Here is a 26,360-nt window from a genome sequence, read left to right as displayed (position 1 = left end):
CAAACCACATAACGCACAAAATCGACGATGAGTTCATCCGTGAGAAAATCTATCACTCTTGGTTTGCTTTTGGTCGCCATTGGCGGCGCGGTTGCCGTCATGCTTGTGGAGTCGAAACCGTCCCCGGAGCGCGGCGCCGCACAGTCCGGCCTCGGTGAAACGGCGGTCGAGGAAGTGTCGACGGGCACAACAGAGGGTCGAAACAACGAAGAGGTTGCAGACGAGCAGCATGAGCCCCGCACAAAGTCATTCGCGTTCCGGCGCAATCCGGAACCACAACTTTCGGGAAATGCGCGGAAGATCTACGACGACTTGATTGGCAACGCCAAAGCCGGCGACGCCGCGGCGGCATACGAATTGACCCGAGTGTTGAGTGCATGCCGGACGCGTACGCAGTTCCCGGCCACCGAAGAACGCGCTTACATCGAACCCCATCCAGGGCTTGAATGCGATGGTCTCGGAGACGCGGAGTTCGAGGGGATTGTGGAACTGCTGCGCCTGGCCGCCCATGGTGGAGTGATTGAGGCCCAGATCGACTTCCTTCCTGTGGCGAGCGTGCCCTTTGAGGACGCCCAATACCTGGCAAGTCACATCCCGGAGTTCCAACGCTACCGCGACGACGCCATCGGTTTCCTCAACCGCGCTGCGATGCGCGGCAGCGTGGACGCGATGGTGTCACTGTCCAATCAGTACGACGGCGGCGTTCTCGTTGGGCGCGATCCGGTTTATGCGTACGCCTATGCGTGGGCCGCACAGCAATCCGGATTGGTTGGCGCCACCTTCCACAATCACGTTGACGGTCTGGAGGCCCAGTTGACCCCTGAGCAACGTGCGCGTGCGTTGCAGATGGCCAACGAGATTCGGCGTCGGTGCTGCGGATAGAACACCCTTGAGCCGAGTCCGCCGACACGCGAGGGGTCGGCGTCGAAGCCCACATCCTCGCTCTCACCACCCCCCGCCCAGGCCGACGCCGACTTGGGTGTCTTTGCCCGACTTGCTGACGCCGAAGGTCACCGTCGTGTTGTCGCCGACTTTTTTCTGAATCCCGAGCGCGAACGCCATCTTGCCGTTCTGATTGCCGACGCCGAGCCCCCAACGGTTGTCTTTGCCCGAGGAAGCCATGGTGGCCGCCATCTGCGCGCTGGCGGCGGCCATGGCGCCCTGGCGGTCGAGCCGGGTATTCAGATCCGCAAATGAGCGGTCAATCCGCTCGAACTGCGCATTCATATCGGCGCGCAGTTGGTCGGTGTAATCGAACGAGGCCGAGCGCACCGCGTCGGCGTAGTCCATCGCCCGCGCTTCGGCTTCGGCCGACCGGCGCTCGATAGTGGTCAAGGTCCGGCGCTCGCTCTGCTGCACCGATTCATCGGTGTAGTCCATCGCGCGCTCTTCGGCCTCGGCGGCGGCCTGGTTGGCATGTTCATTGGCGGCAGCCAAGGTCGCCGCATCACCATCGGCCATCTCTTGCCGGACCTGGTTCACCTGTTGGTCGGTGTGCGTGTTGGCCGCGGCCAGAGTCGCGGCGTCGCCGGCTTCCATCTCGGACCGCAGTTGCGCGGCGGTGCGGTCGGTGTGCGCGTTCGCTTCCGACACCGCTTGCTGAACCCCTTGTTGCACCGCCTGGTCGGTGTAGGCGTTCGCCTGGCTCACCGCCTGCTGCACCCCGGCCTGAACCGCCTGGTCGGTATAAGCGTTGGCGCGCGTCACCGCTCGGTGTTCCACCGCGGCCACTTCGTGCGTGAGCGTGGTCAAACGTTGGTCATGACCGTCGAGCCGGCGTTGATGATTCGTGGCCGTGGATTCCAGCTGCGCGATCCGGATCTCCTGCTGTTCTTGACCGATGATGACCGAGGCCAGACCCGCTTCGGTCCGTTGCGCCACCGACAACGCCTGGGAGGCGTCGGCTTGGGCCGCCACCGCGGCCTGGCGCACCGTGTCCACCTCGGCCTGCACCGCGCTCACGCGGGTGTCGGTGTACGCGGCGGCGTTGGCTTCGGCGCTTTGAGCGACCGCGAGCGCTTCCTGCGCCGTGGCCGTCACCGCCGCCACGGCACCGTCGGTGTAACTTTGCGCCGCGGCGATGGCGTTGGTCTCGGCCTGGTTGGCCGCGGTCAGCGCGGCCTGCGCCGTGGCTTCCGCTTGGTTCGCGGCACTCAATGCCGCGTTGGCTTGCTGGCCCGCGGCCTGCGCCGCGATTTCGGCGTTTTGCGCCGCCGTGTTGACGGACGCGATTGCCCCGTCGGTGTAACTCTGCGCCGCGGTCACCGCGTTGACTTCGGCCGTAGTGGCTGCATTCAAGGCCGCGTTCGCGGTGGCTTCCGCTTGACTGGCCGCACTTAACGCCGCGTTGGCTTGCTGGCCCGCGGCCTGCGCCGCGGCATCCGCGTTTTGCGCCGTCGTGTTGACGGAGGCGATTGCCCCGTCGGTGTAACTCTGCGCCGCGGTCACCGCGTTGGTTTCGGCGGTCGTGGCCGCATTCAAGGCCGCGTTCGCGGTGGCTTCCGCTTGACTGGCCGCACTCAACGCCGCGTTGGCCTGCTGTCCCGCGGCCTGCGCCGCGGCGTCCGCGTTTTGCGCCGTCGTGTTGACGGAGGCGATTGCCCCGTCGGTGTAACTCTGCGCCGCGGTCACCGCGTTGGTTTCGGCGGTCGTGGCGACCGACAGCGCGGCGTTGGCCGCGTTCAGGGCATTGGTTGCGTTGCTGCTGGCGTTGTTGGCGACGGTGCTGGCGATATTGGCCGCCGTGTTGGCGGCGTTGGCCGTGTTCGCCGCATCCACCGCCACCGATTGCGCGTTGCTGGCCGCGGACGTGGCCGCGCTCACCGCGCTGTCGGTGTAACTTTGTGCTGTGGCGACCGCTTGATCCCGCGCGGTATCCACCGCGGCCTGATCGACGCCGCCACCACCGCCCGACACCCCAGCAATCGCCTGGCTCAACTGCTGCACGGTCACCGCGTCGTTGGCGTTCACGCCCGCGGAAAGATTCGTGATGCGACGGGTGGTGGTGCTGGTGCCGACCGAGACCGTGTTCGCTTCATTCGCGATCGACCCTTGCCCCAGCGCCACCGCGTTGGTGGCGGAGGATTGGACGTTGCTGTTGGCGCCGAGCGCGGTGCCGTTGGTGGCGGCCGCGTTGACGTTGGCCTGCGCACCGAACGACGACGAGTTCGACGAACGGGCTTGGGCATCAAAGCCGTTCGCGGTGCTGTTGGTGCCCGTCGCGTCGGCCGACCAGCCGCTGGCGGTGGATTGCGTGCCGGTCGCCCGCGTGCCCTGACCGGTCGCCGTGGCGCCGAGTTGCGTGGCTTGGGCATCCTGACCGGTGGCGGTGGACGAAGCGCCTGTTGCCTGCGACAGGTCGCCGGTGGCCGTGCTGTTCGCGCCAGTGGCGCGAGAGTCGTCGCCGATGGCCGTGCAGTTGCCCCCCGTGCAGGTGGCGTTCGCGTTCGTGCCGATGGCGACTTGGGCGAAGGCGGTGGGGGAGAAGGCGGCCACGATGGCCACGGTCAGGGTGCGACGAGCGAGGGCCGAGAAGGACCGGGGGAGGGAGGCGGGCGTGGGGCGCATGGCAAGAATCCTGGATGAGTGAGTGTCCTCACCAGTGAAGCGGAATAGCGCGAACGCGCAAGCCCCAGGCACCACACCGTAACCAAAACAGGACAAAAGGCGGCCAACCCAGCATGAGGACTCGGCGCACGCTGTCCCTGTCGATGACGACGAAAGCAAGAAGGATGGCGGGGATGGGCGAGTCGGAGGACGACGAGGGCGAGCGGGGAAGCGGGCGGTCAACGCGAGCGCCACAAGAAGGGCAGCGGCCTACCCCCGTAAGCCGCTGCCCGCCACCGCCCTTGCCGGCGGCGAGGAATCCGCCGACGGTTTCACTATGGATCGATTTCGAGAACTGTCAAGTGGACACGGTGTGGTGCGTGGGGTCTGCGAAAGAAGACGGAGGAGGCGCGAAGCAGGCTGAAGGGGCAAAGAGCCAAAGCAAGAGCAAGAGCAAGAGCAAAAGCAATGGCAAAAGCAATGGCAAAAGCGGGGGTAGGAGCCTTCGGCTCGGTCGCTACCGCGCGGGAAATCGGTCCGGGTTTCCGGCGCGACAGCGGGCGGGCGGATCGCAGCGAGGAGAAGCCTCCGACTTCGGCTTTTGCGGTCCAAAGGACCGCCGGCCCGCGCAAAACCCAGGCACGACCGGCCCTTGTGGACGCAGATTTGGGTTTTACGTCCACCACGTCCAGATTCCACGTCCATGCTCAAGCCCAATACTCATAAGGCTTTCCGGGTGGTTGGACGTAATGGACGCAACTTTTTACTTCTTTACGTGTGAGAGAAAGAAATGAAAAACGGATCGCCATATAGAAAAGAAAAAAACCGCGTCCACCGCGTCCATGCGTCCACGGGCAGAAAAACATCGGTAAATCAGCGCGTTATCGATGGACGTGGTGGACGTGGCCTGGACGCAACTGGCCGGATTGCGTCCAAACCCCCCGAAAACTGCGAATGCCGTCGCATTTCGATGAGGTCGGGTGGTGCATGGGTATTGCGCATTCCCTGGATTTTGGTATCGGTGGAGTGTCGAAACGTGGAGACCCCCGCATGCGCAAGTCCAACGTCGTTCCCATCCGCTCCACCCGGAAGCCGCCGACGGCGAAAGTCGTCAGCGAGATCCCCTTGTGCACTCTTCGCAAACTCGAAGCGCGTGCGAAAGCGAACAACGTGCCGGTGGGCGAAGTGGTCAGCGGCCTGGTGGAGCAAGCCACTGTCAACTGGTGGGCCGCGACCGCCTAACACCCCGTCTTACCCCTTTTCTTCCCCCGCTCTATCGTTCGAGGACCCCACATGAATGCATCGTCTTCTGCCGCCCGTCGCGGCTTCCGTCCCGTCTTGGTCGCTGCCCGTCCGCCGCGCTTGAGCGACGACGAACGACCGGGCGCCAGCGCCCCCACGAGCCTTGCCGACACCGTGGCGCAAGCGGTGACCGCGGCCCTGCAGAAGCCCGCGAAGACACCCAAGAAAGGCGAGGGCAAGACCAAGAACGAACCCCACGTCCAAGAAATCTTCGCCCAATGGCTGCTCAACGACAGCAAGCAAGCGCTGGTGGTCGAAGCGCCGTCGGTCGATCCGCAAACCGGGGAGTCCGTCAGCCCGCAATCGGGCGAACCGGTGCTCTACCAGTGGAACGAACGCGCCGGCATTTGGTGCTACCGACCGCGCGACCAACTGACGGTGCAAGCGGCCGGATGGTTGCGGGCGACAAACCCGGCCAAGGCCACGGCGGCAAACGCCGAACAATGCGCCAAGTTCGGCGTGCTGGCCCTGCAAAGCGAGGGCCGTCTGTTGCCGACGGCGCCGAGCGGGCAAACCATCATCGCGCTCGACCAAGGCTATCTGACGGTGGACGAACACGGCCAAGGATTTCGGATTCAACCACCGGCTCGGGATCTCGGGGTGATTCAACGATTGAGCGCCGCCATCGATCCCGATCGCATCGGCCGCGACGGCACCTACACACCGCGTTCCGACGACGACATCCCGGAGAGCAGCGCCTTCAAGCAGTACCTTTGGGGCGCCATGCCGGACCCCGAGGTGCGCGAGGTGCTGCGCGAGGCGACCGCGAGCAGTCTGATGGTGAACGCACGGCACGAGCGCATGTTCTATCTGTGGGGCCGCGGCGGCAACGGCAAATCGATTTATGTAGGATTACTTCAGGCCCTGCATGGCAACGGCTTTGCCGCGCTCAACTTGGCTCAACTCGCGGAAGACAAGTTCGCGCTGGAGCCGCTGATCCGCGCGCGGTGCATCGTCGCGGCCGAATCCGACAAACAAAAATGGCCCACCGAACTCATCAAGAGCATTGTGTCGGGCGACCCGATTTCGGTGCGCATGATGCACAAGACCCCCATCACCTGCGCCCCACGCGCGCGCGTGTTCATCGCGATGAACGAAATGCCGATCCAGTCGGATCACACGTTTGGCTTGGCGCGCCGAATCGTGTTGATCCCGTGGACCCAGACCTTTGGGCCGGGTCAACGCGACAGCACCCTGAAGGACCGACTGCTGAACGACCCGCGCGAACTCGGCTACTTTCTGGACTGGGCGTTGGAAGGCGTGCGGCGCCTGGTCGCCAAGGGCGACTTCCGTTCGGACGCCGAGTTGCCCGCGGCGTGCACCGGCATCATCCAAGCGCACGCCAAGGCCAACGACGCCGTGGGGCAGTGGATCGACAGCATCGATCTGACGTTCCAAGGTGGCCCGAGTTATTGGGTCGAAAAGCAAGCGCTGTATAACCACTACGTCCACCACTGTCAGCAATCGGGCATGAAGGTGCTCGCCAAAGGACGTTGGCTCGCGGACGTGCAGGTGCGCTTTGCGGGCGGCCAGCCCATCATGGAAAAGCGCGTGCGATTCGGCCAAGGGCGCCAGATGAAGCGCGCCGATGCCGTGGCGGTGCGCACGAGCGCCGATTGGCTGCGCAGCGAATCGCCGTTCTTCCCTCCGCACACATGGACCCGATTGACCATCGGAGCGCCCGGTGAGTTCGACGATGCCCCCGCGCACTTCGACAACGCGCTGTTGTCCGACGATGAATCCATGAGCGCCAACGTGAATGCCTTGCTCGACGGTATCGCCCAAAGCAGCGCATGACCCGCACGCCCCACGCGCCTTGCTCTGTCCCGACCGCGACTCGGATAAGCGGTTGAGGGCGGGGCAGGGTGCTCGGGCCGCGTCCACGGCAAGCCTACGGCTGCTTCACTCATCGTTCCGCCCCACGCGTTTCGACTGACGCTCATCGCTCTTGGGTGCCGTGTTGCTTGAACCCTTCACGGATCTGTCCCCGCACCGCAATCCGGCGGTCGGGAGAAAAGCACAATGGCACTGGTCAGAGATATGCTCGGCAACTACCGCATCACGGGAGAAACCACCGATGCGGATATCCTCAAAGCCGCCGAGGACATCCTTCACCAGCGATTGCAGCGGCAAGGCACCGGCATCACGCGCCCGAGTGACGCCGCAGATCTCTTGAAAGCGCGGCTCGGGGCCAAGGTCCACGAGGTCTTCTGCGTCATCTTTCTGGATACGCGGCACCGCATCATCGCGGTGGAAGATCTCTTTCACGGCACCATCGACGGCGCAGAAGTCCACTGCCGGGTGATCGCGAAACGCTCGTTGGAACTCAACGCCGCGGCGCTGATCGTGGCGCACAATCATCCGAGCGGCGAGCCTGAGCCCTCGCGCGCGGATCGGGTTCTCACCGACCGCATCAAAGACTCGATGGCTCTTCTCGATATCCGCCTGCTGGATCACCTGGTGGTCGGTTCGACCGTCGTGAGCATGGCGGAACGCGGTTGGCTTTAATCCCAACCGCACAAGCCAGAGCGAAAGCGACAGCGGTTTGGAACCTTCGGTTCGGGCCGCTACGCGCGGAAAACTCGCGCATGGTTTCCAGCGCGAAGCGCGCTTTTCACCTCTGCGGCGACAGCCGCCTAATACCGCTTTGGCTCTTCGCGCGCAGCGCGGTGTGAGTGGTCTTGCGCGTCATGGTTTCCGATCTAGCCTGGATTCAAGGGCCACGCACAACGCAAGCCCATCCATCACCATCGGAGACCCGCATGCCGCTTGCTCATCCTTCCCCGCTGTATCACGCCGCCCTTGACGCCATCCACGCCAGTGGTTGTCTGGACGCCCACCGCAAACCGCCCGCCAATGAGCGTTCGCTTGTTCATGCCCGCCATATTTTGTCCGCGCTGGTGGATGCGACCTTTGACAGTCCAAGTACGGCGCACACCGCGCTTCGGCTGTTCAACCCCGAAGCCCTGGCGCGTTACATCCAGCGCAGTTGGAACGATATCTCGCCCGAGCAGGCATTGCGCGACGCCGCGCGAGCGCCGATGGTCGCGGCGCAGCCCGACGAGCGGGAGGCCGCATGATGGCGGACGCACGCTTACCCATGAAGATGACCCGACATGCCAGCAATCGGTGGCGCGAGCGCTGCGCCGACCTGAACCTTGCGGATGAATGGGCAAACGCGCGGCGCGCATCTAAAGGGCAGCGGCGCAAACTGCGCGCGCAGTTGAAGAGTTTTTCCGAGTGCGAGCCGGGGGGCTACTCGGGCAAGGTCTTGGTCGGACCATCGAAAGTCGTGTTAGTGGTGATCGCTTATCCGACCGTTCAAAAGGTGGTGACCGTGTTTCCCCTGACCGGCAATGGCCGGTGGCGCCAACAAAACATAGTCGAACAACTCTTGCAACACGATCAGGAGGCCGCATGACCGTCATCACCGAACCCAACCACACGCCTCGAATGGCGCTCGGGCTGGCCGAACACGGGCAAGGCCGTGCCCTGCGTTTCGCTTCGTTGTCCGTGCGCTCCGTGGGGCGCAAGTATCATCAAACGTGGCCTGCCACGGTCGAGTACGTCGACGACAAGCGGCTCGCACCCTGGCTCTTCGATGATTCGCTGTTCGAGAACCTGGCCCAAGCCGCCGGCCGGGCGTTCGCCCGCGGCGATACCCGGATCGCCGCGCGCCTCATGGCCGAGCGGGAGGCAAGGATGGTTTCGCGCGATTTCGGATTTGATCTCGATATCGAGCGCGAGCGGCTGGTTTTTTCCACGCTCGCGCCCCGCGAGTAACGGCGAGCGCGGCGGACCGCACGAGCACCGATGAGGGCGGAAGGGGGGTTGCGGGGTTCGATTGTTTTGGGATGATGAAGGTGCGGGACACAACCCCCCCGCACCACCCCATGATACAACACCCCACGAGGACCGCCCCCATGAACCGCTCGCTCTCTTCTTCGACGCACGCGTTTTCGTTTTCGTCCGCCTCGGCCGATCTGGTGCGGAACCACATCGCCCTGATCGCCCTAGTCCTCGCCGTCGCGCTGGGCCCCTGGGCGCTGTCCGCGGTCGCGGATGCGTTGACGGCGACGGCGCACGCCACGGTCGGCGTGGGCGGTCGCTGATGCACCCGGCTGCTGCTCCGCTGCGCGCCGGATGCGCCGTTTTGGCGGGTCTCGCGTTGCTGCTTTTCGGAAATCCGCCGGGACTGCTGCTGTCGGTGGGACTGATGACGTATCGGTCCCTTCGATTGGGCGTCTGAACTCGCCTTGATGGCTCTTGGAAACACTGGACCGCCCCGGTCCGGTGCAAGCCTGGCGGCTGCTTCACTCATCGTTCCGCCCCCGCTCTTCGACTGGCGCTCATCGCTTTTGGTGCACTGCCCCTTTTTGGTCGGTCTGACCGGGTTCCACGCCACCTTCGGCGTTCAGACATATCGAAAGGAAACACCCCATGAGCAAGTCCACCAAGACCAGCAGCACCCCGACCAAGGGCCCTCGTTACCACGCCTACGTGACCCGCGAATACAAGATCGGCGGAGAAAGCCGAAGCGATTGGATGCGGATCGGGTCGGGTTTCTCCCATGCCGACGGAAAAGGCTTCCGCATCGTCCTCTCGGCCATCCCGACCGACGGCGTGGTGGTCCTGCGCGAGGTCGAGGAGAACGAGGCGGGTTGATCCCGCCTCACGGCCCACCGGCCGCCCTTTGGGGCGGCTTCGGTGTGCTCTGGGCGCGCGTGGTGCCTGGGGCTTGCGCGCCCGGGGATTTCGGGTTGACTGGGGTAAGCATCCTTCCCTCCATCCCGAGGTTCCTCATGTTGACGCTGCCCCCTTATTCCGATGTGTTGCTCGCGCGTGCGCTGGAAGCCCTTGACCAGCGCGATCCCGATCTGCGCAACAGCGCCCTGCGCCGGGCGTTGCGTGAGGGGTTGTCGGTCGATGCCCGATCGTATGGCCGACCGCTGGTCTGGATTGCCGCCAAACGTGGCTTCCTCGACACCATCCGCTTGCTCGCCGCCAACCACGCCGACCTGAGCGCGGCGGCCCACGGTTGCGGTTCCACGGCGCTGCACCAGGCCGCGCTGAACGAGGACTTTGGCTGCGTGGATATGCTGTTGACGCTCGGGGCCAACCCCGGGGCGCGGGACAGCGGAGGCCGCACGCCGGCCGAGGTCGCGCGCGGCGAGGACGTACGCTTGCTGATCGAATGCGCGCAGATGCGCGCCACCGGTCAGCCGGTGCCGTGGCCTGGTTCCGAGTTGGCCGCATGACCCGTCGCTGGAAACCCCGGCGCGGCGCCTCGGCGCGCCGTAGTGGCGTGCCGGTCGCGCTCGCGATGACGCTGGCGCTGCCCCTGGCGGTCGTCTGGATCAAGCGCGCCAGTCTTCCTGATGGCGCTCTTTGGTTTGTCGCCCTCGCGGTGGGCGCGCTTGGGCTTGTCTGCGCGGTGGTGTGGGTCCGACGCCGAAACGCCCACGCCCGCCGGGCCGCGCTTTGGATGAAGCGCCAGCAAACCCTGGAAAGTCTTCGCGCGCTGGACTGGAAAGCCTTCGAAGAACTGGTGGCCGTGGCCTTTCGCAAGCAAGGCTGGACCGCGGACGTCGTGGGGGGCGGTGGGGCGGATGGCGGCGTGGATATCGAGTTGCGCCGAGGACCGCGGAAACGCCTTGTTCAATGCAAGCACTGGAGGGGTCGGGTTGGTATCAAGCCCGTGCGCGAGATGGTCGGCCTCATCCAGCATCACCACGCCGAGCGGGGATTGCTGGTGGCGACCGGTGGCTTCACGAGCGAGTGCTGGCATTTCGTCCAGGGCAAGCAGATTGACCTGATCGACGGCAAGCGCTTGTTGGGCTTGCTCGGCCGGGCCGGGGCGGCCGGGGAGAAGACTGAACAGGAAGACCGGCGCGCCGCGTAGGCGCGACAGCGAGGGGGTTCTCCATTTCGTAAGGCACGGCGCCCCATCGGGCGCCGCTTTGTTTTGGGGCGGCTGTCGCCGCAGGGGTGAAGCCGCTTCGCGCCGGAAGCGGGGCCGGGCAGGGCCTTGTCGGGGCGAGTGCGTCCAGCAAGCCCCACGCACCACCATATAGCACAACAAGGACAAAAGGCGGCCAGGGACACGGCCGGGCCCTGGCGACGGTGAGACCTCATCCACCGGACGAGGACACCCCCATGCGCACCGCCACCCCATGTACCCCAAGCACCCCGACCGCCAACAAGGCCCCGCTGGCGCTGCACCGCGGCCTATCGAATCGCAAACTCCTGGCCGCCAAACAAGCAAAGAATGATGAGTTTTACACTCGCTATTCCGATGTGCAGAAAGAAGTGGCGCACTACACGGCTCAGTTCCAGGGCAAGACGGTGTACCTCAACTGCGATGACCCGTCGTGGTCGAATGTCTATAAATACTTCGCCCGCAACTTTGAAACCCTGGGCCTCAAATGCCTGATCGCCACGTACTACATCGGCAACGGGCAATACCAATCCGGTGCGCGTGCGTTCTGCCACGTCCTGCGCCGCGACAAAAACGGCCGGCTGTTCCGCACGAAACGGGCGTTGAAGGGCGACGGCGATTTTCGCAGCGCGGAATGCCGCGCCCTTCTCAATCAAGCGGATATTGTGGTGACCAATCCGCCTTTCTCGCTGTTCCGCGAGTTCATCGCTCTGATGACGGCGAACAAGAAAGATTTCTTGGTGATGGGGCCGGGCCAGCAGGTGAAAGCGGTGGGCATCATGCCGCTGTTTGTCCGTGACGAGATTCGTCTGGGCGTCACCCACACCAAGACCTTCCACGATCCCAAGGGCAATAAGTGTGACGTGCACGTTGTGTGGTACACGAACCTGCGTCACAACCCCCGCGCGCCGTTGGTGCTGACCGAAACGTACGGAGCCGATCCCGCGCGCTACCCGCGCATGCTGAATCACCCGACCGCGATCAACGTCGATTGGGTGGTGGATATCCCACGCGATTGGGCCGGCGTCATGGGCGTGCCCATCAGTTTTTTGGAAAAGCACTGCCCTGCCCAGTTTGAAGTGCTGGGTCATATTCAACCGAAGATCGCGGATGGTGCGGGCGGCGTCACGCAAGTCTATTCGCGCTTGCTCATCAAGCGCCGGCCGGCCAGCGCCACCCCGACGCCCGACCTTCCGCCGATCGTGACCCGCGCCGTGGCCCGCGCGCAGAACGGCAACAAGTACCAGCGCGCGAACGCCATCGGATTCCTGCGCAACGCTTACGAGTCGTTCAAAGCGAAAGGACCGGTGCCGCAAGCGATCGTGGACGCGCTTCAAGAGGCGTACGGGGGCGTCCACTTGAACCAAGGTCGCGCGGCGCTGCCCATGACCTCACGCCAACGTGCCGCCGAACGCCGGTTGCAGAAAGCCAAGGGCGTGCGCCGGTCGAAGGTCACGACGATGCCCGGCCTGGCGCTGGCCGCCTGACCTTGCGCGATGGGCGGTCTCCCCTAGTCTGGCAAAAGCACAAAACCTAACCACTACCCCAAGAAAGGAACGAGCATGACCGACAACAACCAGAACCTCATCCAGGCCGTAGAACAACGCGACCTCGAACGCGTGAAAGCGCTCATCGCCCAAGGGGCGGATGTGGAATCTCGGACAGACTCTGGCGGGACGGCGTTGTTTCTGGCGGCGCAGAACGGGAATGTCGAGATCGTCAAGGCGCTGCTGGAGGGTGGTGCTGATATCAATGCGAGCAAATGGAAATGGGGGGGCAGTACCGCGCTAATGTTGGCGGCGCAGACGGGGATGGTTGAGGTCGTCAAGGAACTACTCAACGCAGGGGCGGCGACGGAGGTGCGGAATGACGACGAAAAGACGGCGTTGATGTTGGCGGCGCACACGGGGATTGGCGAAAACGTCAAGGCGCTGTTGGAGGGAGGCGCGGACGTGGAGGCTCGGGATGAGCATTGCTGGACGGCGTTGATGAATGCAGCGTACGAGGGGGAGGCCGAGGTCGTCGCGGCGCTGTTAGAGGGAGGCGCTGATGTGAACGCGCAGGACGTGGTTGGGCGGACGGCGTTGATGTTGGCGGCCGATCAACAAGATGCCCCCGTTGTCGATCTACTGCTGGCCGCCGGGGCCAACATTCATCATCGTGACGGGAACAACGACACCCCCCGCGAGTATGCGGAGCGTGCGCGTGGGCCTGCTCAGCCTAATGTCATCGACCAGGCCATCCAGAAGCAGCGCGACGCGCTGATCGACGCCGGCATGCGCAACGACACGCACATCACCTCGCTTCACCACGAGCCGGAGCCGCGGCAAGACCGGCGGATGCGCCTATGAGGACCGGGCGCGTACTGTCGTGCATGAACCAGCACGAGCAAGGAAACCCATCATGAAGCACTTTGATAAGAGTCTCGACCGGGCGATTGAGAGCGGGAATGTGGAGAAAGCGCGGCGGCTGCTCGGTGCGGGAGCCGATTTGGAGATGGCGACGTGCGCGGGGGAGGTGGCTCTTTTCGGGGCGGCGGCACTGGGAGACGTCGATATGGTGAGGTTGCTGCTGGAGCATGGGGCGCCGCTGACGATCAACCGTAATCGGACTCGGGGAGCCCACAAACGGAACAACATTTCCAGCGCCAAGGACTATGCAGGGTCGCCGGAAGTCAAGCGCTTGCTGATGAACAGCGAGGCGCTTCACGCAGCGATGCAACACGGCGACATCGAACGCTTTCGTGCGCTCATTGCCGAGGGCGGTTGCGTGAACGCCATCGAGAGCGAGCACGGGGCATCGCTGACGCACAAGATTTCGCGGGCGGACTTCGTTGAAGCGCTGACCAGCGCCGGGGCGGACTGGTCGAAGACTCACAAGGAGCGCAGCGTGGTGCATTCGGCCGTGCATCCTGAGCTGACCAGCGGTAAAGACGTGCCCGGCATCGTACGCGCAATGGCTCGAATGGGCCTCAATATGAACGCGCGCGGCGGCAACAACGTGACCCCTCTGTTGTTGGCGCTGGGTTCCAGTGAAGCCAATGGGTGGTATGGGCGCGAGGAAGTCGAAGCGTCCACCTTGCCGGGCATCGTCGAAGCATTGATTGAAAGTGGGGCGGATGTGAACGCGGAAAGCGGAGATGGGCGGTCGGCGCTCGTGCTTGCCGCAATGCACAACGCCGTTTGCTGTCGTCCGTTGCTGGCAGCAGGGGCGAATGTCAATCATGCGGATAGCGACGGGCGTACGCCGTTGATGGAAGCCGCGTGGCGTCAGGACGAGGAGTGTGTCCATCTGTTGCTCGACTCGGGCGCCGATTTGGACGCACGTGATCATGGCGGGCAGACAGCACGAGACCATTCAGCTCAAGATATCGAAGCGACCGCCATGGAGAACCCGCGATCGAAGATCGTTCAACCGAATGTCATCGACAAAGCCATCGCGGTTCGTGAGCGAGCGCGCCTGCTGGCAGCGGCGCAGCGAACGGCCTCCTTTGCCGCGACGGGGCCGGACGCAGACCAGACGCCGACTCGTCGGATGCGGTTGTAGCGGTTTCGACGATCGGTGCGCTGATACCAGCGCGACAGCGCCGGGTCCCCGCTTTCGAACAATCACGGCGCCGATGGCGCCGTTGTTGTTTGGGCGCTCACGCGCCAGGTCGAGAAGCCGCGAGGCACGACGCTTCGCGCGTAATAGCCACAATACGTACCTTTGAGAGCGCCGCCTACGGGCGGCCCTGTTGTTTCTGATGCTCCGCCTTTCGACAGCCTGAACAGCGCGGTCCACCGTTCCCTACGCTGGCCCGAGTGTCGGTGACCATCGCGCATCCAAGCGCGAAAACCTATCACCGAGGCAAAGCGTGTTCGGCCTGATCGCCCACCGGCTTCTTGCGTCAAGCGCCGCCATCGGAACCGTGTTGCCCGCACCAATCCGATGGCTAGGCCTTCGGCCTTCCCCTTGACGCCGCCGCTCGGCGGGCCCCCTTCGGGTCTTCATCGCCCGCGATGAGGTATCGCGGACCCCAAGGCACCCCAAAGCCCACCAAAGCCAGCACCGGTTGACTGAGGTGTCCCGAGTTTCGCAAGATCCAACACAAGCCCCACGCAGTACCCCATAGACCACCAGAGGAACCGACAATGACCGACAACACCCAAGCCCAAGCCCACGACGAACCGTTGTTCACGGACGACGACATCATTCATTCGTACACCCGAGCAGATGCGCTGGCCGATGGCAACCTAGTGGATGTGAGCCAGTGGTGCGGCGGCATGTTCACGGTCCAAACCGTGGTGACGCGCAGCGTGTGGGAGGACTGCATCGAGTGGAGCAAGGAAGACACCGAGCGAACGGGCATGGGGCAAGACACCCGTGGGCGCGCCCATGACGTTTTGTGGATGGCCTATCTAACCGCTCGCGCCAAGCGCGGCTCAAGTGACCGGCGGCGCGAGTTCGATGTGTACCGCATTCCACGAAACCACAAGAAGGGCCAGCGCATCGGAGCGCAACGCGTGCGGCTGGCCGTCGTGATTGGGCCGGGCGACCAGATGGAGCCCGTGATCACCATCATGCGGACCAACGAGGACTGACCGAGGGCGACCGCAGGGGACGACGGGCGACCGTTTCCCCCTTGCGCGTTAGCAAGTCCGATCTAGTCTGAACTCGTCAAGCACAAACCCCACGCAGCACACGACACACAAAGGACGCACCATGAGCATTGCAAGTATTTCGGTCTGGATTCCCAAAGGTGGCTGCGGAAAAAGCACGGTCGCCATCAACCTGGCCGCGGCATTCAGCAAGCGCGGGGCCACCGTCAGCCTGGTCGATCTCGACCCGCAGTCTGGAAGCCTCATTTTCGCTTCCATCGCCAAGCGCCTAAACCAGGCGTTGCCGTTCACCGTCGGGCGCAGTGTGGCGCCGGGCGCAAACCTGGTCATTTATGACCATGGCCCGATGATGATCGAGGCGGTGCCAGGCGATATCGTGGTGATGCCAACCCTGTTGGATGCGGCAAGTTACAGCGTGTTCGTGCCGGGCACGCAGCGTGTGCAGGTCTGGAATAAGCCGCTGGTCGCGGTGCCGAACCGCGTCAACACTTCGCGCCAGGCCCACCGGAAAGTGATCGAACGCTTCCACCCCAACACCCCGTTTCTTCGAGACCGGTCGATTTACAACGAAGCCTACGCGCGCGGGCAGAGCATCTACGACTGCGCCTTGTCCGGCCGCAAGCAAGCCATCGCGGAAATGGAAGCCGTGACCGACCGGGTCGAGGCCACCTTGAAAACCCTTTTCCTTTGCGCCGCGCCTATGCGCGCGGCCTAACCCCTTTACTGACCGAGGAGAATCATCATGGATTGGCTCAACAATGTCGCCGCCGACGCCGCCGAGGCCGGTTCGTTTGCCACGCCGGCCGCCGCGCCGGCTTCCCCCACCACCAGCAAGCCCAAGGCCGTCAAGCGCACGCGGAAGGTGCCGCGCCAGGTCGCGGTGCAAGACATGCTGCGCTTTGAGACCTTGCCCGTTCGTGAGGGTGAGCAAGCGAGCGTGTTGGGTGTGGCCAGTTTTGCGGGCCACGGCAGCGATGAGAAGTTGGCGCTCAAACTTCCGGGTTCTGTCGTGGCGTTCATCAAAGAGCGCTGCGAGGGCAACCTCAATGTGTCGGTGACCGGTTTGATCCTGCGCGGACTGGCCGATTTGGAAGCGAAGGGCGAACGGCTGATGGTCGGCCAGGGCATGTTGCCGTATGTGATTGTACGGGTGGCCGATGAGGCATGAAGCCGAGCGCAGAAGCGCGAGCAGACGCAGAAGCAAGAGCAACAGCAACAGCAACAGCACGGCGCCATTCGGCGCCGTTGTTGTTTGGGGCGCTTGCGCGCCAGGGGTGGGGAAGCGGCGGTGGACGACGCTTCGCGCTCGAATGGGCACAACGCCCACGCACGACACGGCGCGCGAAGAAGGGCGGAAGGCGGCGAGGGGAAATCGGCGTACTCGGTACGATGAGATCGGATTTTCAAAAGCGCAAAGGAATGCAAGAACTATTTCTTCAAAGTGTGACCGAACCCGCGTTTGTGGGCTTGCGGGATTCAGATTTTTTGGTTCAATGAATGAGTGAGGAACGCAAGCCACACGCACAACCCGATATCAAAAAGGATCACTGCTATGAAGACACTGCAAATCTCGATTGTTGGAATCGCATCGATATTGATGATTGTTGGAATCACATTGATGACCTGCGCGGGCATCCTTGCGGTCTCTCGCTACGGCCATATGTTTCCCATGGTTAAAGAGACCGTTCATCGAAACAAAGGGGTTGAGGCCGACGCGACGGAATACGCACTGGAGTCTGGCGGTCCTCGGATTGTGATTGTCGATCCGCCAGAGGTTGTCAAACCAATCCCGACCGCCAGCGCAACAGGCGGCACGGCTTGGGGACGCAACTCGGTCGCTCGGGAAAATGGCGGCACGGCTTGGGGACACAACTCGCACTGAAAGCCCCTGTCAAACGCGCGCGGTTGTAATCGGCCACGTCGGAATATAGAGCACGGCGCTTACGCGCCAGGGTGGGGAAGCGGCGGTGGACGACGCTTCGCGCTCGAATGGGCACAACGCCCACGCACGACAGGGCGCGCGAAGAAGGGCGGAAGGCGGCGAGGGGAAATCGGCGTACTCGGTACGATGAGATCGGGTTTTCAAAAGCGCAAAGGAATGCAAGAAATATTTCTTCAAAGTGCGATGAACCCGCGCTTGTGGGCTTGCGGGATTCAGATTGTTTGGTTCAATGAATGAGTGAGGAACACAAGCCCTACGCAATACCACAAGCCAAAACACAAAGGACACATCATGAAAAGCAACAATATCTCGCAAGACCAACTGAACGCCGATTTCATCCGTCAAAACATTGTTTTCGAAGCCCCGTTGCCCGGCACCAAGCGGTGGGTGGTGGTGCGTGAGGCGGGCAGTTCCGGCGGCAATGCCAACAAGCACTACGCGCCGAAGTTTCTCTGCGTCGAAGTGGTCGATGATGCGCTCATTCAGAAGTCCAAAGTCGCCGAAGGGCGAGGCCGTTCGGTGTGGACCTCACGCACGCCGGGCGTGCGCACGATTTTTCGCCAGGAGTTCAATGCGTTCGCAGGCCGCGGTCCCAAGTCTTACTTTGCGAAGGTCCAAGCCAGCGCGCTGGAAGCGGTGAACCGCACCGTCCAGGGCCAGGGTCAGGGCCAGGCGTGAGCGCGGCTGTAGCGTGACCCAGATCAGATCGAAAGGCCCGGCCGGCGCGTAGAGTCGGCGGGCCAACCGCAACACACCAAGACCACCGTCACCACCACAATCACGAGCACGAACCGAGGAAGCCATCATGAGCACAAAGACCGCACGCATCTATTCCGAGGCCGATCTGGCCGCCTTTTCCATGCCCATCACTGTTGCTGTTGAGGTCGAGGGTGAGGGGGAGTATGCCGTCGTGATGCGAGACACGACCGAGGACGACATGCAGGCGATGTACTCATCGCATCCGAGGAATGCGGGCCATGTGTTAATGGAATGTGTCCCCACGGCGGTCTTTCGAAGGCGTGGATGGGTGGCGGGTCCGGATGTCTTTCAAATGTTCGCAGCGCCCTTGGATCTCACGAAAAGCAATGGACCCAAGAGTCAAAGCGCCACCGTGCGAACGATTTGCGCGGGCATGCTGACCAAATCCATCAGCGAGATGCTGGTTAGAGAGAAGGCGAGCGGTGGCGGGCTTTCGCCTACTTCGTCGTTGCTGGAAATCTGGAATGCGGTGTTTGCAGACAAGTTCGACTTCGAGCGGCGCATGTGGAATGGCGCAACGCCGGCCGCGATGGCGCAGAATGAGTTCGCGCCCGTGCTGGCCCAACTGGTGGCCGAGCGCCAGGCCATCCGTCAGCGCGAAGAACTCTTGAAGTCCGTGCAAGTCAAGCCAGAGGGAAAACGCATTCGCGATCCCTTGTAAGCGCGACAGCGCCGGCACCGAAGGTGCTTCCCATCACCTCTTTTTCGCCGCCTTCGGGCGGCGTTGTTTTTAGGGCGCTTGCGCGCAGTCGAAAGAGCCATGACGAGGACGCTCGCTGCCGCGCCAACAGCGTTTTCTCGAACGGTTTTCATGCCTACATTCGATTATCTAACACAAAAAAAGATTGACTTTTCGTGCGTTTTACCCCTTGCGCGTTTTGGAACTTTTGTTACCTTGAATGTGTAGCAAACAAAGCCCACGCAGAACCCCACGCGCAGTGAAAGGAACCCTTCATGATCACGCTGAAAATCTTGTTCATCATCGCCATCGCCGCCTCCCTGGCTCACGAGTTCGACTTGTCTATGTAAGAAATCAAAGGAACCATCGCATGACCGCCATCGCCCCCCGCAAGCAACCGACCATTTCCGACCTCAAGCCGACCGCGCTTCAACTGGCGATCCTGCGGCGAGATATCGAGACCATCCGACGACTTGCCGCCGTCGAATCAGAGCGCAACAAAATGGGGGCCGGTGGCAACGCACTGACCGTCAGCGTCCACGCTTACAGCCGGGCTGTCGAGCAACTGCAAACGCAGAGCGCGCGGTTTTATGAAGCGGTCGTGCAACTGCTGCTCAACGCGGGAATGTCGTGCTCTTATGGGAACAACGAATTTGTCAGCGCTGGTCTTCCGCATATCCCGCGCTGCCTCCGCGAAGCCAACGCCGCGCACGTTCAGCGATGGGCGGCAGTAGACCCCTATTTGACTGGCAGCGAGGGAAATCAAATGGAGGGCTCACGCTTTGAAAAATGGGCGACACGAAACCACGATATTCATGCGCAACTTGGCGTCGAAGTGCGCACCGCTGACATCGACAACGACGAGACAGTAAGCGACGAAGACCAGGCCGACGAACTGCGCGCATGGCGTTTGCGCTATACACGTGCGCAAGTCGAAGGCCGACCGAGCGCGATGCTGGCGAAACGACTTGAAGAAGCCTATGAACTTGCACCTGGCGCTTTGCGTCGAGGCGGTGGCCCTCTACCGTCCGACGACCGCTTTGCCGAGCCTCAACTCGCGCGCAATCAGAACCCTTGGACCGGCTTCGCAGCGGCGCACATCGCCGAACAAGCCGCTTCACCAAAAATCCTTGGGGCCGTTGAGCGAGTGACCAACGGCACGCAGCCCCAGCGCGCGCAAGCGGTGGGCTATCTTCGCAAGCGGTACGCGGTCTTACAGAAAATCGGTGGTGTGCCAGCGGCCATCGTCGCCACGCTGGAAGCGCACTACCACGTCGATCTCAACCGGGGCGAGGCCGACTTGCCGCTGACCACGCGACAGAAAGCGGCCCAACGCAAAGCCGAGCGGGAAGCCAAGGCCCAAGCCCAAACCATCAGCACCACCCCACTAGTATCTATTCAGCGCAAGGAGGCCGCGCATGGTCAGCCCATCAGTCAACGAAATCCGTTCCAGCGAGCGCTTGCTTTCCCTCGTGACCGAACGGATCGTCATGCACAAGTCTGGATGCGATATCGGGCTGAACTTTGCCACGCCTAAACCCAACCACCAGGCCGAGGGCTTGGCGGTTGAGGGGTGGCAAGGTCTCGTCTTCAATGCACTCGATGGCTGCTCGATTTCGCGCAACCGCTTGATGTCCGCCAACAACGCCACGCGCTTGGCTGCGCAAAAGTGGATCATGAACCGGGCCGAAGACCGGCGTCAGCGGGGCAAGCCGGTGAGCATCCTGGTTGGCCTCTACCTCGACATTTGGAGCCCCGAAGACAGCCACCAGACTTGACGAAGGGGTGGGGTGGCGATCATTGTTTCAAGCCACAAGCACTACCTCATGAGTTCAAAGAATGGCGCGGAAGAAAAAGGGCGCGGGCGAAATCGCATCGAAAAGCGCGGTGGCTTTGGAGGCCGAGATCAAGGCCGCGTTCGATACGCTGCGCAAGGAAGCGCGACGGAACAAACAGCGGGCAGAGAAATCCGTGGATGCGGGACCAGGCGGGGCGCGCCAGGTGTTCGAGAACAGCGACGATGAAGAGGCAGCGCTGGCGCGCTGCGAAACCGGGATCGTCTTCGCCAGGGTCTGCGCCAACATAGAAGCCGCGCATGCCAAGGCCAGTATCTCGAAAGACGAGTACGCGGCGCTTCGCCAGCAAATCCAGTTCTACACCGAGGCGCCGAAAGCGGGCGCTGGCGCGGCCGAGGCCGGTCGAGCGTTCATCGAAACCAGTCCGCTGTTTCACTACGACGACAAAGCCAAGCCGTACGAAGTGCCGGCCAGCCGAGGCGATGCCGACGGGCGCACGATTTGCGTGGATGTGCCCTCGTTTGTACCAGGGCCGAGCGTGTTGCGTCGGCAAATCCTGGTGGGCCTGCCCTTGCTGACGCGGTTGCAGAAATACACCCGAGGCAGTTTCAGCACGGTGCTGACCGTGCTCGCGGACTACGGGTTGTCGAAACTGAAAGCCGAGGGCAAGTGCTTGTCGGTCACACCTCACCCGCAGTTGTTGGCGGTGAGGCCCAACCGCGCGTCCGCCGTGCCCTTGAAGAAAGTGCAGCCCATCGAGAAGGCCTTGCAAGACAAAGGCCTGCCGCCGCTATGGCTGGCGACCGGCGCCGAGCCGGGGCCGTTCTTGCTGAAAGACTCGGAAGCGAAGATTGCGCACTTGACCAGCCACGGCGAGCAGCGGCGTTGGAGAGGGCAAGAGGGCACATCGTCGCAGAGCCTTGGTCGGGGAGCGTTTCTGTGCGGTGACTACCTGCGCTATCAGAGCGCCTACAAACTCGATGACAAACTCGTGTGCGACGAGGGGCCGTTGTTTCACTACTCAACACGCAGCAAACCCGCGGACACCGATGGCATGCACCTGGTCTTTCCCACGCGGCAGTTCGAGTTTGAAAGCGACGAGGGCGAACCGGAGGCCGGCTTCAAGCAGCCGACGCTCTTGGCCCCGCAGCCCATCGTTAAGAAGATCCAAATCAATGTCCCGTACGGTCTCTGGACCAGCATGCAGCCGGTTGCGCAAGGTGGGGTCAGTCATGTTGGGTTGCTGGCGCTCGCGGATTGGGCCCTCGACAGCCTGGTGAAGGGCGCCAAGCAACAGCGCTTGGTCGTGACCGTCAGCGACCAGGCTTTACCCGTGCCGCTGGTGCGGAGAGCGTGATTCGTGAGCGACGAGATCCACAAGCACCGAATAAACAAGGCGCAGCGCCAGCGGATTGCGAAAGCCACGAGTGAAGCGCGACAAGACCTGGTGCAAGAAGCGGGCATCGCGGACATGCTGGCGCAAATCAAAGGGGTGCTGAAAGGCCGCGAAACGGAAGACGGTCGGAAGGCCGAGGCGCTGCTGAAAGAAGTGGTTGACCGGTGCGCCCTGCGGTTGCGAAAAGAGAAAATCGCGGTGGAAGCGAAAGACGAAGAGCGCGTGAAAGCGAAGGCAGAAGCGGCTTGGCTCGATAAGAAGTTAAAGAGGCGAGGTGCGCGCCTGGTCGTGCTTCGGCGCCGAGCGAACGCACTCAAACGACAGGTGGCGGTGGCCGCCACCCTCAAGCCCGCCAACACCGGGCGGCGTGCCGGCGAGACCGTGACCGCGCTTGATGAACTACGACAAGCCATCAAGCGAGGGCGGGTCAGCGAAAACCTTCCGATCACCGACAAACTGGCTGGCCTTCTGATCACCGACGGCAAGAGCCTAGCGGGCGTTGAGACCATCCAGAAATGGCGATGGAAATGGATGGGCGAGCAATGGTGGGCATTCACGAGTGAAGTTATTGAGCAGGGAACCAAAGTGGCCTGGTGGCCGCTCGAAGATGGCCGGATGCCCAAGAAAGACCAGGCGAGGGCCAAGGAATGGGCCGGGAAGCCCGATGCCTTTCGTTGTCGGTTGGGAGGCATTTACGACATAGCGACCCTGACCAAAAAGATTGAGCCAGTTAAGAACGATGCGATGGGCCTGTTCTTGGTGCGTGTGGAAGCGCGGGTTCAAGCGGGCATCCGTGATTACTACGCAGAAGAGACGCCGGTGGTCGGCCTGGTCGAGCACATGAATGTTATGCAGTTCCTTCGCGAACCCGACGACGCCTTTCAGGCCATGCCCTTGACCGAGGCGTTGTCGCATCCCTGGATTGAGGGGCGCGCCCCCCAACGGCGGCGGCGGGCGGTGGTGAGTGAAGCCATACACCGCGGACTTCTTGCTATTGATGATTTGGCGCGTGAAGAGGAATGGGCAAGGCTACGCGCTGATGCGGTGGGCGGGCGGATCGGGCGGGCGGAAGAGCGGTTGAGCAATCCCCCCATCTCTGTCATTCAGGCAGGCGACGCCATGCTCGTGGCAAGGCGGACTGCCTTCGAGCAAAGGATCGCCGCGCTCAAAGGCGATCGAGATAAGTGGTGGGAGATCCGGTCAGAGGCGCAGCGTGCTCAACTGCTCGCGTTGGCCGGGCCAGCGCCGAAAGCGCGTGTACGACCCGACAGGCCTTAACCCTTCCGTCTCGCCTTCAATGCGGCGGGCGGTCGGGCCGCTTTCAGCAGGCCCCAATCCTTCCCGCTCTCAACCGGCTTTCCGACCAGGCCGCTGCGGCCCATCGGAAGCCGGCGAACGAGCGTATTTTCGTCAATCAAGGTCCAGAGCAGTTCCCGAAACCGGCCGTCATCCGGTTCTTCGATCCGGAAAAGCCGGGTCAGCGGCTCCCCTGGAACGGCCACCCACGCCGCTCGAAGGCCATAGCGCAGCGTTGCTTCGAGGAAATCGGCGCGGTCACCCGACCATCCATCGACCCCTGTCCATCCGAGAAACGAGCCTTCGGCCTGGTCTTCCCAAGCCCAAAGCCTGCGGCGTGGATGGGCGAATCGGTCGGTGACGGACTTCTTCGAGCCGGTTGGCAGGTGGTTCAGAGCGTAGTGCATGATCCTTGTGCGCCGCTCCAGTAGAGCCGACCGGCGCTCGGCGGCGTTGGGACCGATGACGGTGAGCATCAGAAGGTCGCGATGCTGGCGGTGTCGGTGGCAGGTCAAGCACGTCAAGAACCAGTTTTCTTCCATGCTCGTTGAACCGTGAGCCGCCGGCACCACCCGATCCAGCATCAGGTTATCGGTGACCAGGCCGCAGACGACGCAGTGCGACCCCTGGTTTCGCTCAACCGCCGAGCGCAGCCAGACCGGTGGTGGTCTGACTTTCGGGCGAGCCAGAGTCAGCATCGACACGGCCACCTGGCCGGTCACCCCATCCAGGTCGGGCGTTTCCAGGTCGAACAACACCCCCTTTCGGACAGCCTTGCGGCCGTGTGCCGCATAGTTTTCCAGCGCCGAACGGGTCAACCAGTCGGCGTGGCCGGTGGCCTCTTCGAGCAAGCGAAGCGCCGCCACGGTCAGCGCCATCGGCTTCGACAGACCCAAGGATTTCGCTTGTCGGTCGAGCCATTCGAAGTCCGCGCGGGCAAGACGTACCGACAGGGCTGCGGTGCGCGGAGGACCTTCCGCCGAGGGCAACGCGGCATCGAGCGGAGCTGCGCCGCGCTCGATTCGGAACCGAAACCCATTGGCCCCGGCCACCGCCTGCGCAACTTGCCAGACTGCTTCCCGGTTCACCAGGCTTTTTGTCTTGCGAGCGCGATCAATCGCCGCGCCCCACCAGGCCGAGGTCGAAATGCCGGCGAGGTGGGCCGATTGAGCCACCCGCTGCATCAGAGATTCCGGGAGCACGAAGGTGCGGAAAACAGCCGACGATCGGCCCGGCTTTGCGTGTGTAGGAAATGTGAAGGCGGGGCAAAAGTCAGGGGCAGCGGAAGACATGAGCGGGGTGTCCGGGGAAGAGATACAGACACAAATACCAAGAGCCGGGCACCACGCAAGCAGGAAGAAAAACGGATCAGGAAGCAGAGGGCGCGGCGAGAAAGCGAAACGAGGAAGGCCAGGGGACAGCAGGGGACGAGAGCGGAAAAGCGGGGACGAAGAGCGGCAGGAGAACGGCGAAACGGAACAAGAAGAGCCAGGCAAGAGGCGAAGGGCGAGCAAGGAAACGAGAACAAGAAGAGCAGGGGGCAGAGGAAAGCGCGAAGCGAAAAGCGGGGCGACAAGAGCGAAACGGCGGGCAGAGAACGAACAAGAAGAAGATCGGGCGAAGCAGCGAGAAGAGCGCGAGCAGAGAGCGCAAGGCGGCCAACGAATGCGGCACAACCGGCGACGCGGCGAGCGCTAGGGCCGAGAGTTACCGAATACAGCAGGTTGGATATACACCAGTCGCACCTTGGTGTTACCGGCCCTGGCGGGCCGCGACCGGCGTCTACCTAGCGCCGCCATTGCGATTGAGCACTACCGGACACCCCTAAAAATCCTACCGGGCAAACGCGGCGGAATAGCACGGAAAGCGCGCAGCAATGCCGAAAATCCATACCGGGGTGGTGCGTGCCCCTTGCGCGTTGCGCCGTTGCGTTTAAAACAAGGTGTGACCATTCCCTCGGAGTCACACCGCATGACAGCCCAACGAACCTCGCTCGACATCGAGCGCGACTTGCACGACAGCATCAAAAAACTGGCAACCCGCGAGGGGCGACCGATCCGTTTTCTGTACGAAGATGCGCTGCGCCTCTATCTGCGCACCGACGCTTTACGGTCACCCATCAGCGATCTGGCCGAGCAAACGCGCCACTCGCTTGCCCTGCTCGAACGCCAGGCCATCGAACGGATGAACAGCGCGTTGACCGACGCAGCACGGAGAACCGTGGAAGCGGTGAGCGCCGACATTGCCGCAGCCAATGCCGACCGCACCTCGGACGCCGATGAACTTCTTGGCGTAATGACAAAAATCTTTGAGGCGATGAATGCGACCCTCGGCAACCTCAATCACGTCGCCTCGCGTTTCGGTGTGTTCAGCCAACCGAGCGCCACTGGCAGCGCTTCCACGGACGACATGCGACAGCGATTGCTCGACGCCAGCAAGCGCGCCTAACCCAACCCCGGCTTCCCTTCCTCAACCTTTGGAGACCGACATGCACCAGGCCCACGACCATCACACCAAACCCCAAGCACAACCCCAAGACACGGGGCCCAACATCAAGACCGACGACCAGATCCGGTTCGACGAAATCGAGCGGGCCGAGCGCGACCAGGCCCGACCGCGGTCGGGTGGCCCTCGGCAAGACGAGCACGACGAGCAAGCGCAAGCCGAGCGGCAGCAGCCGCAGTCCGACGGCTCGACCGCGGACGGCGATCATTCGGGCTGGCAGGTCGGACAGCACACAGGCGGACCGCGGCGGTTTGTCATCAGCGATGACGACGATGAGGCGCCGGTCTTCACACCGCGCACCAGCACGCCGACAAACACGAGTGGCGATGACCTGGCGGCCTTGAAGCAGAGCACGGCGGATGCGGCGGCGTTGGCGATAGAAATCGGCCAGAAATCCGCCGGTGCCGCCAAGGCCTTGGCCGGTGTCGTCGCGCCGGTCGCACTGGAGCAGGCGAAGCGGTTTGGATCGAGCGTTAACAGGCCGCTGAAATACCCATCGGTTTTCTGAACTCTGCCCTCCCTGGCGGCTCGCCGTCAGTGGAGGTCTACCCTATCGCCCCGGGCCAGTGGGGCCTCAGAGTAGGTCGAAATCCGCTTTTC

Annotated in this window: 28 protein-coding genes; 26 read left to right on the top strand and 2 right to left on the bottom strand. The window is 63.0% G+C overall.

Going from position 1 to position 26,360, the window contains the following annotated elements:
- Positions 1-39 precede the first annotated feature (39 nt).
- Positions 40-882, top strand: coding sequence for a hypothetical protein (locus IFO71_RS00140; protein WP_192027492.1), 843 nt, complete (start codon positions 40-42; stop codon positions 880-882).
- Positions 883-945: 63 nt separating this feature from the next.
- Here the strand turns inward: IFO71_RS00140 and IFO71_RS00135 are convergent, their stop codons facing one another.
- A complete protein-coding gene (locus IFO71_RS00135; RefSeq protein WP_192027491.1) occupies positions 946-3,567 on the bottom strand; it encodes a YadA-like family protein in 2,622 nt (873 codons plus the stop codon).
- A 1,029-nt stretch (positions 3,568-4,596) separates the two neighbouring features.
- On the opposite strand from IFO71_RS00135, the gene IFO71_RS00130 reads away from it, so the two are divergent.
- From IFO71_RS00130 to IFO71_RS00020, 23 genes are all read left to right on the top strand, one after another.
- On the top strand, positions 4,597-4,788 hold the full coding sequence (locus tag IFO71_RS00130) for a hypothetical protein (RefSeq protein WP_192027490.1): 192 nt from the start codon (positions 4,597-4,599) through the stop codon (positions 4,786-4,788).
- A 120-nt stretch (positions 4,789-4,908) separates the two neighbouring features.
- Positions 4,909-6,645, top strand: coding sequence for a DNA primase family protein (locus IFO71_RS00125; protein ID WP_192027489.1), 1,737 nt, complete (start codon positions 4,909-4,911; stop codon positions 6,643-6,645).
- Positions 6,646-6,870: 225 nt separating this feature from the next.
- A complete protein-coding gene (gene radC / locus IFO71_RS00120; protein ID WP_192027488.1) occupies positions 6,871-7,356 on the top strand; it encodes a RadC family protein in 486 nt (161 codons plus the stop codon).
- 254 nt (positions 7,357-7,610) lie between these two features.
- Positions 7,611-7,928, top strand: coding sequence for a hypothetical protein (locus IFO71_RS00115; RefSeq protein WP_192027487.1), 318 nt, complete (start codon positions 7,611-7,613; stop codon positions 7,926-7,928).
- On the top strand, positions 7,925-8,269 hold the full coding sequence (locus tag IFO71_RS00110; RefSeq protein WP_192027486.1) for a hypothetical protein: 345 nt from the start codon (positions 7,925-7,927) through the stop codon (positions 8,267-8,269). The genes IFO71_RS00115 and IFO71_RS00110 overlap by 4 nt, the downstream gene beginning before the upstream one ends.
- Positions 8,266-8,631 carry a hypothetical protein gene (locus IFO71_RS00105; protein WP_192027485.1) on the top strand — a complete coding sequence of 122 codons (366 nt, stop codon included), beginning with the start codon at positions 8,266-8,268 and terminating at the stop codon, positions 8,629-8,631. The genes IFO71_RS00110 and IFO71_RS00105 overlap by 4 nt, the downstream gene beginning before the upstream one ends.
- 140 nt (positions 8,632-8,771) lie before the next feature.
- Positions 8,772-8,960: a hypothetical protein gene (locus tag IFO71_RS00100; RefSeq protein ID WP_192027484.1), complete on the top strand. Its 189-nt coding sequence runs from the start codon at positions 8,772-8,774 to the stop codon at positions 8,958-8,960.
- Positions 8,961-9,288: 328 nt separating this feature from the next.
- The gene (locus IFO71_RS00095; RefSeq protein WP_192027483.1) at positions 9,289-9,513 is read left to right on the top strand and encodes a hypothetical protein; all 225 of its coding nucleotides are present in this window, start codon (positions 9,289-9,291) and stop codon (positions 9,511-9,513) included.
- A gap of 137 nt (positions 9,514-9,650) precedes the next feature.
- The gene (locus IFO71_RS00090) at positions 9,651-10,106 is read left to right on the top strand and encodes an ankyrin repeat domain-containing protein (protein ID WP_192027482.1); all 456 of its coding nucleotides are present in this window, start codon (positions 9,651-9,653) and stop codon (positions 10,104-10,106) included.
- Entirely contained in the window at positions 10,103-10,750 is a 648-nt protein-coding gene (locus IFO71_RS00085; protein ID WP_192027481.1) for a restriction endonuclease, read from the top strand. The genes IFO71_RS00090 and IFO71_RS00085 overlap by 4 nt, the downstream gene beginning before the upstream one ends.
- Before the next feature lie 254 nt (positions 10,751-11,004).
- Positions 11,005-12,273: an adenine-specific methyltransferase EcoRI family protein gene (locus IFO71_RS00080; RefSeq protein ID WP_192027480.1), complete on the top strand. Its 1,269-nt coding sequence runs from the start codon at positions 11,005-11,007 to the stop codon at positions 12,271-12,273.
- A 75-nt stretch (positions 12,274-12,348) separates the two neighbouring features.
- Positions 12,349-13,137, top strand: a complete 789-nt coding sequence (locus IFO71_RS00075; RefSeq protein WP_192027479.1) for an ankyrin repeat domain-containing protein — start codon at positions 12,349-12,351, stop codon at positions 13,135-13,137.
- A 52-nt stretch (positions 13,138-13,189) separates the two neighbouring features.
- On the top strand, positions 13,190-14,332 hold the full coding sequence (locus IFO71_RS00070; protein WP_192027478.1) for an ankyrin repeat domain-containing protein: 1,143 nt from the start codon (positions 13,190-13,192) through the stop codon (positions 14,330-14,332).
- A 587-nt stretch (positions 14,333-14,919) separates the two neighbouring features.
- Positions 14,920-15,369 carry a DUF6573 family protein gene (locus IFO71_RS00065; protein ID WP_225444254.1) on the top strand — a complete coding sequence of 150 codons (450 nt, stop codon included), beginning with the start codon at positions 14,920-14,922 and terminating at the stop codon, positions 15,367-15,369.
- A gap of 121 nt (positions 15,370-15,490) precedes the next feature.
- The gene (locus tag IFO71_RS00060) at positions 15,491-16,102 is read left to right on the top strand and encodes a ParA family protein (RefSeq protein ID WP_192027477.1); all 612 of its coding nucleotides are present in this window, start codon (positions 15,491-15,493) and stop codon (positions 16,100-16,102) included.
- A gap of 27 nt (positions 16,103-16,129) precedes the next feature.
- A complete protein-coding gene (locus IFO71_RS00055; RefSeq protein ID WP_192027476.1) occupies positions 16,130-16,555 on the top strand; it encodes a hypothetical protein in 426 nt (141 codons plus the stop codon).
- Between the two features lie 384 nt (positions 16,556-16,939).
- On the top strand, positions 16,940-17,269 hold the full coding sequence (locus IFO71_RS00050; protein WP_192027475.1) for a hypothetical protein: 330 nt from the start codon (positions 16,940-16,942) through the stop codon (positions 17,267-17,269).
- A 351-nt stretch (positions 17,270-17,620) separates the two neighbouring features.
- Positions 17,621-18,007: a hypothetical protein gene (locus IFO71_RS00045; RefSeq protein ID WP_192027474.1), complete on the top strand. Its 387-nt coding sequence runs from the start codon at positions 17,621-17,623 to the stop codon at positions 18,005-18,007.
- 127 nt (positions 18,008-18,134) lie between these two features.
- Positions 18,135-18,749 (top strand): hypothetical protein, encoded by a 615-nt coding sequence (locus tag IFO71_RS00040; protein WP_192027473.1) that lies wholly within the window; start codon positions 18,135-18,137, stop codon positions 18,747-18,749.
- Between the two features lie 388 nt (positions 18,750-19,137).
- A complete protein-coding gene (locus IFO71_RS00035; RefSeq protein ID WP_192027472.1) occupies positions 19,138-20,304 on the top strand; it encodes a hypothetical protein in 1,167 nt (388 codons plus the stop codon).
- Positions 20,240-20,545, top strand: a complete 306-nt coding sequence (locus tag IFO71_RS00030; protein WP_192027471.1) for a hypothetical protein — start codon at positions 20,240-20,242, stop codon at positions 20,543-20,545. The genes IFO71_RS00035 and IFO71_RS00030 overlap by 65 nt, the downstream gene beginning before the upstream one ends.
- Positions 20,546-20,606: 61 nt before the next feature.
- Entirely contained in the window at positions 20,607-21,920 is a 1,314-nt protein-coding gene (locus IFO71_RS00025) for a hypothetical protein (protein ID WP_192027470.1), read from the top strand.
- A gap of 3 nt (positions 21,921-21,923) precedes the next feature.
- A complete protein-coding gene (locus IFO71_RS00020; protein WP_192027469.1) occupies positions 21,924-23,237 on the top strand; it encodes a hypothetical protein in 1,314 nt (437 codons plus the stop codon).
- Here IFO71_RS00020 and IFO71_RS00015 read toward each other — a convergent pair.
- Positions 23,234-24,439, bottom strand: a complete 1,206-nt coding sequence (locus tag IFO71_RS00015; protein WP_192027468.1) for an HNH endonuclease — start codon at positions 24,437-24,439, stop codon at positions 23,234-23,236. The two genes, IFO71_RS00020 and IFO71_RS00015, sit on opposite strands and share 4 nt — an antisense overlap.
- 727 nt (positions 24,440-25,166) lie before the next feature.
- Here IFO71_RS00015 and IFO71_RS00010 point away from each other — a divergent pair.
- Positions 25,167-25,703 carry a hypothetical protein gene (locus IFO71_RS00010; protein ID WP_192027467.1) on the top strand — a complete coding sequence of 179 codons (537 nt, stop codon included), beginning with the start codon at positions 25,167-25,169 and terminating at the stop codon, positions 25,701-25,703.
- 40 nt (positions 25,704-25,743) lie between these two features.
- Positions 25,744-26,268: a hypothetical protein gene (locus tag IFO71_RS00005; RefSeq protein ID WP_192027466.1), complete on the top strand. Its 525-nt coding sequence runs from the start codon at positions 25,744-25,746 to the stop codon at positions 26,266-26,268.
- The last annotated feature ends 92 nt before the right edge of the window (positions 26,269-26,360 follow it).

This window comes from Pseudomarimonas arenosa (assembly GCF_014841215.1).
GTDB classification, from domain to species: domain Bacteria; phylum Pseudomonadota; class Gammaproteobacteria; order Xanthomonadales; family Xanthomonadaceae; genus Pseudomarimonas; species Pseudomarimonas arenosa.
The sequence above is the reverse complement of the archived record's forward strand: the minus strand, read 5'-3'. Positions and strand labels throughout refer to the sequence as shown.

Bases quoted from the DNA above. Each gene is read 5' to 3' on its own strand.
- IFO71_RS00135 (WP_192027491.1), bottom strand. From the start codon at position 3,567: ATGCGCCCCACGCCCGCCTCCCTCCCCCGGTCCTTCTCGGCCCTCGCT.
- IFO71_RS00130 (WP_192027490.1), top strand. From the start codon at position 4,597: ATGCGCAAGTCCAACGTCGTTCCCATCCGCTCCACCCGGAAGCCGCCG.
- radC (WP_192027488.1), top strand. From the start codon at position 6,871: ATGGCACTGGTCAGAGATATGCTCGGCAACTACCGCATCACGGGAGAA.
- IFO71_RS00115 (WP_192027487.1), top strand. From the start codon at position 7,611: ATGCCGCTTGCTCATCCTTCCCCGCTGTATCACGCCGCCCTTGACGCC.
- IFO71_RS00110 (WP_192027486.1), top strand. From the start codon at position 7,925: ATGATGGCGGACGCACGCTTACCCATGAAGATGACCCGACATGCCAGC.
- IFO71_RS00105 (WP_192027485.1), top strand. From the start codon at position 8,266: ATGACCGTCATCACCGAACCCAACCACACGCCTCGAATGGCGCTCGGG.
- IFO71_RS00100 (WP_192027484.1), top strand. From the start codon at position 8,772: ATGAACCGCTCGCTCTCTTCTTCGACGCACGCGTTTTCGTTTTCGTCC.
- IFO71_RS00095 (WP_192027483.1), top strand. From the start codon at position 9,289: ATGAGCAAGTCCACCAAGACCAGCAGCACCCCGACCAAGGGCCCTCGT.
- IFO71_RS00090 (WP_192027482.1), top strand. From the start codon at position 9,651: ATGTTGACGCTGCCCCCTTATTCCGATGTGTTGCTCGCGCGTGCGCTG.
- IFO71_RS00085 (WP_192027481.1), top strand. From the start codon at position 10,103: ATGACCCGTCGCTGGAAACCCCGGCGCGGCGCCTCGGCGCGCCGTAGT.
- IFO71_RS00080 (WP_192027480.1), top strand. From the start codon at position 11,005: ATGCGCACCGCCACCCCATGTACCCCAAGCACCCCGACCGCCAACAAG.
- IFO71_RS00075 (WP_192027479.1), top strand. From the start codon at position 12,349: ATGACCGACAACAACCAGAACCTCATCCAGGCCGTAGAACAACGCGAC.
- IFO71_RS00070 (WP_192027478.1), top strand. From the start codon at position 13,190: ATGAAGCACTTTGATAAGAGTCTCGACCGGGCGATTGAGAGCGGGAAT.
- IFO71_RS00065 (WP_225444254.1), top strand. From the start codon at position 14,920: ATGACCGACAACACCCAAGCCCAAGCCCACGACGAACCGTTGTTCACG.
- IFO71_RS00060 (WP_192027477.1), top strand. From the start codon at position 15,491: ATGAGCATTGCAAGTATTTCGGTCTGGATTCCCAAAGGTGGCTGCGGA.
- IFO71_RS00055 (WP_192027476.1), top strand. From the start codon at position 16,130: ATGGATTGGCTCAACAATGTCGCCGCCGACGCCGCCGAGGCCGGTTCG.
- IFO71_RS00050 (WP_192027475.1), top strand. From the start codon at position 16,940: ATGAAGACACTGCAAATCTCGATTGTTGGAATCGCATCGATATTGATG.
- IFO71_RS00045 (WP_192027474.1), top strand. From the start codon at position 17,621: ATGAAAAGCAACAATATCTCGCAAGACCAACTGAACGCCGATTTCATC.
- IFO71_RS00040 (WP_192027473.1), top strand. From the start codon at position 18,135: ATGAGCACAAAGACCGCACGCATCTATTCCGAGGCCGATCTGGCCGCC.
- IFO71_RS00035 (WP_192027472.1), top strand. From the start codon at position 19,138: ATGACCGCCATCGCCCCCCGCAAGCAACCGACCATTTCCGACCTCAAG.
- IFO71_RS00025 (WP_192027470.1), top strand. From the start codon at position 20,607: ATGGCGCGGAAGAAAAAGGGCGCGGGCGAAATCGCATCGAAAAGCGCG.
- IFO71_RS00015 (WP_192027468.1), bottom strand. From the start codon at position 24,439: ATGCAGCGGGTGGCTCAATCGGCCCACCTCGCCGGCATTTCGACCTCG.
- IFO71_RS00005 (WP_192027466.1), top strand. From the start codon at position 25,744: ATGCACCAGGCCCACGACCATCACACCAAACCCCAAGCACAACCCCAA.